Source organism: Streptococcus danieliae (genome assembly GCF_025447695.1).
In the GTDB taxonomy this organism is placed as follows: Bacteria; Bacillota; Bacilli; order Lactobacillales; family Streptococcaceae; genus Streptococcus; species Streptococcus danieliae.
Genome location: NZ_JAOBSU010000110.1, coordinates 1 through 5,679, shown reverse-complemented (window position 1 = coordinate 5,679; position 5,679 = coordinate 1). Strand labels below are relative to the sequence as shown.

Below are 5,679 nucleotides of genomic sequence, written 5' to 3'. Positions count from 1 at the left end.
GCTGGAAATTTCAAAAAAATCCAGTTCTATCAAGCGATTGAGTTAGTTTGATTATAACATAAAGTGATAAACTCGGGAATAGGAAGCCTTGTTGTCTGGGATTTGTGGCTTATCTGTTCTTATTTTTAATGGTTCATGATAAAATAGGAGACATTGAATACAAGGAGTCGTAAATGATTTATTTTGATAATGCGGCCACTACCAGACCCTATCCGGAGGTTTTGGCCACTTATACGGAAATTGCTTCGAAAATCTGGGGAAATCCTTCCAGTTTGCACCGTCTAGGTAATCAGGCTCATCGATTTTTGGAGGCTTCACGCAAACAGGTTGCAGATTTGCTTGGTAAGGATTCGCAAGAGATTGTGTTTACCTCTGGCGGGACTGAGGCTGATAACTGGATTATCAAGGGTGTTGCCTTTGAAAAGCAGGATTTCGGACGGCATATCTTGATCTCAGCTGTGGAGCATCCAGCGGTGGCAGAATCCGCTCAATGGCTGGTAGGACAGGGGTTTGAGGTCGAGCAAATTCCGGTTGATAAGACGGGGCAGGTCGATTTAGAGCGCTTTGCGGCGCAGATTCGTCCGGATACCATTTTGGTTTCAGTGATGGCTGTGAATAATGAGATTGGACGTATTCAACCAATTCCAGAGATGGCTCGGATTTTGGAGGCTTGGCCCAAGGTTTCCCTCCATGTCGATGCCGTGCAAGCCCTTGGTAAGCTGGATGTCTCTTTGTTCTTGCCGGAGCGCGTTGATTTCGCCAGTTTTTCGGCTCACAAATTTCATGGGCTACGGGGTGTCGGATTTGCTTATCTTAAAAAAGGAAAACGGCTGTCTCCCTTGCTGACAGGTGGTGGGCAAGAGGGAGAGCGCCGGTCGACTACTGAGAATCTTGCCGGTATCGGTGCTATGGCCAAGGCCTTGCGTTTGAGCATGGAAGAGCGAGAGTTTGTTCAAGAGCGTTTGGCAGCGATTAAGTCTAGCCTGCTGCAAGAATTAGCCAAGTATGAAGATGTGGAGCTTTTTTCGGACTTGGATGGTCACAGTGCCAATATTCTAACCTTCGGCATCAAGGGAGTTCGTGGCGAGGTTCTGTTACATGCCTTAGAAGCCTACGATATTTTTGTTTCGACAACCAGTGCCTGCTCGGCTAAAGCCGGAAAACCGGCTGGAACCTTGATTGCGATGGGAGTCTCTGGCAACAGGGCTAGTTCTGCGGTTCGCTTAAGTTTCTCGCGGGAAAATACCATGGCGCAGGTGGGACAGTTTTTAACCACCTTTAAATTGATTTACCAACAGACAAGGAAAGTACGTTAAGGATGCAATATTCAGAAATTATGGTGCGTTACGGGGAATTATCCACCAAGGGTAAAAACCGTATGCGTTTTATTAAACAACTACGTCGCAATATCAAGGATGTTCTTTCACCTTTTCCAGGAATCGAAATTACAGCTGATCGAGATCGGACGCATGTTTATTTGAATGGGGCGGATTATGAGGCAGTCGCTGAAAATCTAAAAGAGGTTTTTGGGATCCAGAACTTCTCACCTGTTTACAAGGTGAACAAGTCGATTCCGGCGCTGGAGGAGGCGGTTTTGGAAATCATGACGTCTATTTATAAAGAAGGCATGACCTTCAAGATTTCAAGTAAGCGAAGTGACCACAGTTTTGAGCAAGATTCCCGAGAGTTGAATGTGACTTTGGGGGATGTTGTCTTTCGGAATTTCCCTTACGCCAAGGTTGCTATGAAGGGGCCGGATATTAATCTACAAGTGGAAATTCGGGAAGAGGCGGCCTATCTGACCCATGAGCGGATTCGCGCTGCGGGTGGTTTGCCGGTCGGTACTTCTGGTAAGGGGATGTTGATGCTATCAGGGGGGATTGATTCTCCTGTGGCTGGCTATCTAGCTCTCAAGCGCGGTGTGGAGATCGAAGCTGTTCATTTTGCCAGTCCTCCTTACACCAGTCCGGGAGCCTTGCAAAAAGCTCATGATTTGACGCGGAAATTGACCAAATTTGGTGGCAATATCCAGTTTATTGAAGTTCCCTTTACTGAAATTCAAGAGGAAATCAAGGAGAAGGCTCCCGAGGCTTATTTGATGACCCTGACTCGCCGCTTTATGTTGCGGATTACCGACCGCATCCGTGAAGTCCGCGGCGGACAAATCATTGTCAATGGTGAAAGTCTAGGGCAAGTCGCTAGTCAGACAGTTGAGAGTATGCAGGCTATCAATGCGGTCAGCTCTACACCGATTATTCGTCCAGTAGTGACCATGGATAAATTGGAGATCATTGACATTGCTCAGGCTATCGATACCTTCGACATATCGATTCAACCTTTTGAGGATTGTTGTACAATCTTTGCTCCAGATCGTCCGAAAACCAATCCCAAAATCAAAAATGTTGAGCAGTATGAACAACGTTTGGATATTGACGGTTTGGTCGACAGAGCGGTGGCAGGAATTAAGGTGACAGAAATTACACCGCAAGTCCAGCAAGATCAAGTTGATGACTTGATTGAAGATTTGTTGTAAAAAACATTAAAAAATTATGCCTCTTTTCTTGCTTTTTTAGTTCGAATGGAGTAAACTGTAAGAGTTGACTATGCACATCCTGTGCAACCGCACGATCATCGTTTTAAGTGGTTCGCCCCACGATGCTAGGCGAGTCTTCACAAAAGGGGAAAACCCAAAAATTTATAGGAGGTGCATAATGAGCACATACGCAATTATCAAAACTGGCGGAAAACAAGTTAAGGTTGAAGTCGGTCAAGCAATCTACGTTGAGAAGTTAGATGTTGAAGCAGGTCAAGAAGTTACTTTTGACGAAGTTGTTCTTGTAGGTGGTGAAAAAACTGTCCTTGGAACTCCTGTAATCGCTGGCGCTTCTGTAGTTGGAACTGTTGAAAAACAAGGAAAACAAAAGAAAGTTGTAACTTTCAAATACAAACCTAAAAAAGGTAGCCACCGTAAACAAGGTCACCGTCAACCTTACACAAAAGTTGTCATTAACGCAATCAACGCTTAATTAGAGGTGAACACATGATACAAGCAGTCTTTGAAAAAGCCGAAGATGGCGAGCTGAGGAGTGCAGAAATTACTGGACATGCTGCCAGTGGCGAGTACGGCTTTGATGTCGTGTGTGCGTCGGTTTCTACGCTTGCTATTAATTTTGTAAATTCAATTGAGAAATTTGCAGGCTTCGAACCGCATCTAGAATTAAACGAAATCGAAGGTGGATTTCTACGTGTGGAGATTCCACAAAGTATCCCCCCTCATCAGAGAGAGATGGCTCAACTCTTTTTTGAATCCTTCTTTCTCGGAATGGCAAATTTGGCGGAAGACTCGTCGGAGTTTGTGCAAACAAAAGTTATCACTGAAAGCTAATATGGAGGAAAACAATTATGTTGAAAATGAATCTTGCTAACTTGCAATTATTCGCCCACAAAAAAGGTGGAGGTTCTACATCTAACGGACGCGATTCACAAGCGAAACGTCTTGGAGCAAAAGCTGCTGATGGACAAACCGTAACTGGTGGATCTATCCTTTATCGTCAACGCGGTACACACATCTACCCAGGTGTGAACGTAGGTCGTGGAGGTGACGATACACTTTTCGCTAAAGTTGAAGGTGTTGTTCGCTTTGAGCGTAAAGGACGCGATAAGAAACAAGTTTCTGTTTACCCAATCGCTAAATAAGTCCTAAAAGACGATGAAATAAGGCTTTCCGAGAGTTTCGGAGAGTCTTATTTTTGTTTTGGTACCCACTTTGGTACCCATATTTTAAAAACCAATGTAGGAAGCGAATTTATTGGCCACTTCATTCTTTGCATTTTGTGTAACATGGGCGTAAATATCCATGGTTGTTTGAATATTCTCGTGACCAAGCCGTTCCTGAACTTCTTTAATACTTGCTCCAGCTTCAAAAAGAAGAGAGCAGTGAGTATGTCTAAAACCGTGAGGGGTAATCCGTTTGAAGTCGGGGTATCTGCGCCAAATGCGATTGAGCATATTATTGACATGAACAATGCTTTTAGGGTCTCCCTTCTCATTTTTGAAGAGTAGTCCGTTTGTGCTGTAAGCATTCCAATCTTTTAAAATTTGAACGGTTTGAGGGTCTAGAACAATTGTACGAGCACTTTTCTTTGTTTTCGGTGTTTGGAAAATTGTTTTGTTTCCTTCTCCTTTGGCTAGTGTTCGGTTGACTTTTAAAAATCCTTCTTTTAAATTAATATCCCTCCACATTAGCGCAGCTACTTCATTTTTTCGCATACCTGTAAAGGCCAGTAGCCGGAGGAAGGTTAGCATTTCTGGGTCATCCATTGTTACTACAAGAGAGAAAAATTCTTGTAATTCATCTTTATTGTAAAACTGGTCTAATTCACCCGTTTCTTTTTTCTGACGTTTTGGCTTGAGAGTTTTTCTCATCGGGTTATTCTCGATCAGTTCCATGGAGATTGCGTAGTCAAAAACTTGATTAGCTATGCTAGCAATTCCAAAGAATCTTTTATATTTCGTGGCCCACTCATTGAGTTGTGTTTGGCACATGGTTAGAGTAATCTTATTAATGGCTTTGTGCCCAAATACCGGTAAAATGTGGCGTTCAGCGATGTCTGTTTGGCTCACAAAAGTGGATTCTTTGACAGTGTTTTTATAATGACTTTTCCAAATTTCGTAAACCTGTGCAAAAGTAGTAGTAGTATTTTTAGCCCTAAAGGTTTTCTTTTCATAATCCGAAAGACATTTGGCTTCGGCAAGACGCGCTTCTCTCTCTGTTTTAAACCCTCTCCGTTTAGTAATAATTTTTTTACCCGATAGTGGGTCGATTCCATGATAAGCTTTGAAGTAGTAGGCGGTCGTACCGCTTTTTTTATATTGTCCAATCATATTGTACCTATCTTTCTTCTGTGGTAAAATGAGTATTATAAAAAGCGCTTTTGAATGCGTACTTTTTATTTTAGGTAACTCCTTCATACTCTAAGTTTGGCGACGGTGAGTGTGAAGGAGTTTTTTTATTAATCTAAGTTGAAAGTTTTTTCTAGGAAGTTAACTCGTTGTGGAATTGTTGTAAAGTAGTAATTCCTTCGGATTCGTTGTCCCTATATAATCGAACTATTCTTAAAGCATAGTATTCTTGGCAGTGACAGTTGTACATCAAGAAGTTCATTAGTCGATTATGCAGGGCTGGTGTTGACATTTGACTGACTTCCTTAAGTTGTTCAAACGTTAACTTGTTTTTAATGGATTTGAGTAACTGCTGGTCGTTGAGAAAAAGAATCGATGCAATTGTATTAGCTTCGTCTTCGAGAGGAACAACTTCAGGAGGGTAAGTGTCACTATATGACGAAGTTGTTTTTGAAACGAGCACTGCTTCATAATTAGAGTCCATAAGATGGCAATAGATGTGAGTAAGTTCATGTAAAATGGTAAACATGACTCGGCTTTTAACAACATCTTGGTTGATGTACACTATAAATCTACCAGTTTCAAAATCGGGAATAGTCATACCGGAGCAGACAGAGCAGAGGCAGTGATCTACCTGAGTCAGCAAGCTATTGTTTGTTAAAGGATATTTGATAGTGGGTTTTGTATCTCGGAACCATTTATAGGGTGTGTCAAGAATTTTGTGTAAACTCCAAAGCAGAGTTTGAATGTGTGTATTAATCGGACAAGGAATTGTAA

General features: G+C 42.3%; 7 protein-coding genes and 1 other annotated feature. Of the genes, 5 read left to right on the top strand and 2 right to left on the bottom strand.

The features are described 5' to 3' along the window. Window positions 1-173 precede the first annotated feature (173 nt). The 5 genes from N4310_RS07365 to rpmA all read left to right on the top strand — a co-directional run bounded on the left by N4310_RS07365 (window position 174) and on the right by rpmA (window position 3,696). A complete protein-coding gene (locus N4310_RS07365; RefSeq protein ID WP_262092670.1) occupies window positions 174-1,316 on the top strand; it encodes a cysteine desulfurase family protein in 1,143 nt (380 codons plus the stop codon). Between the two features lie 2 nt (window positions 1,317-1,318). Next, complete coding sequence (thiI, locus tag N4310_RS07360; RefSeq protein ID WP_262092669.1) at window positions 1,319-2,533, top strand: tRNA uracil 4-sulfurtransferase ThiI; 1,215 nt, start codon at window positions 1,319-1,321, stop codon at window positions 2,531-2,533. A gap of 75 nt (window positions 2,534-2,608) precedes the next feature. After that, window positions 2,609-2,680 (top strand) — a sequence feature (ribosomal protein L21 leader region). Window positions 2,681-2,711: 31 nt separating this feature from the next. Further along, complete coding sequence (gene rplU, locus N4310_RS07355) at window positions 2,712-3,026, top strand: 50S ribosomal protein L21 (RefSeq protein ID WP_135037918.1); 315 nt, start codon at window positions 2,712-2,714, stop codon at window positions 3,024-3,026. Between the two features lie 14 nt (window positions 3,027-3,040). Further along, window positions 3,041-3,385, top strand: coding sequence for a ribosomal-processing cysteine protease Prp (locus N4310_RS07350; protein WP_160332096.1), 345 nt, complete (start codon window positions 3,041-3,043; stop codon window positions 3,383-3,385). A gap of 17 nt (window positions 3,386-3,402) precedes the next feature. Beyond that, a complete protein-coding gene (gene rpmA / locus N4310_RS07345) occupies window positions 3,403-3,696 on the top strand; it encodes a 50S ribosomal protein L27 (RefSeq protein ID WP_003032879.1) in 294 nt (97 codons plus the stop codon). An 84-nt stretch (window positions 3,697-3,780) separates the two neighbouring features. Here the strand turns inward: rpmA and N4310_RS07340 are convergent, their stop codons facing one another. Together N4310_RS07340 and N4310_RS07335 are read right to left on the bottom strand one after the other, a co-directional pair. Beyond that, window positions 3,781-4,884: a tyrosine-type recombinase/integrase gene (locus N4310_RS07340; protein ID WP_476715167.1), complete on the bottom strand. Its 1,104-nt coding sequence runs from the start codon at window positions 4,882-4,884 to the stop codon at window positions 3,781-3,783. Window positions 4,885-5,035: 151 nt separating this feature from the next. Continuing rightward, a partial coding sequence (locus tag N4310_RS07335) for an ImmA/IrrE family metallo-endopeptidase (RefSeq protein ID WP_262092667.1) occupies window positions 5,036-5,679 on the bottom strand: 644 nt, incomplete at its 5' end.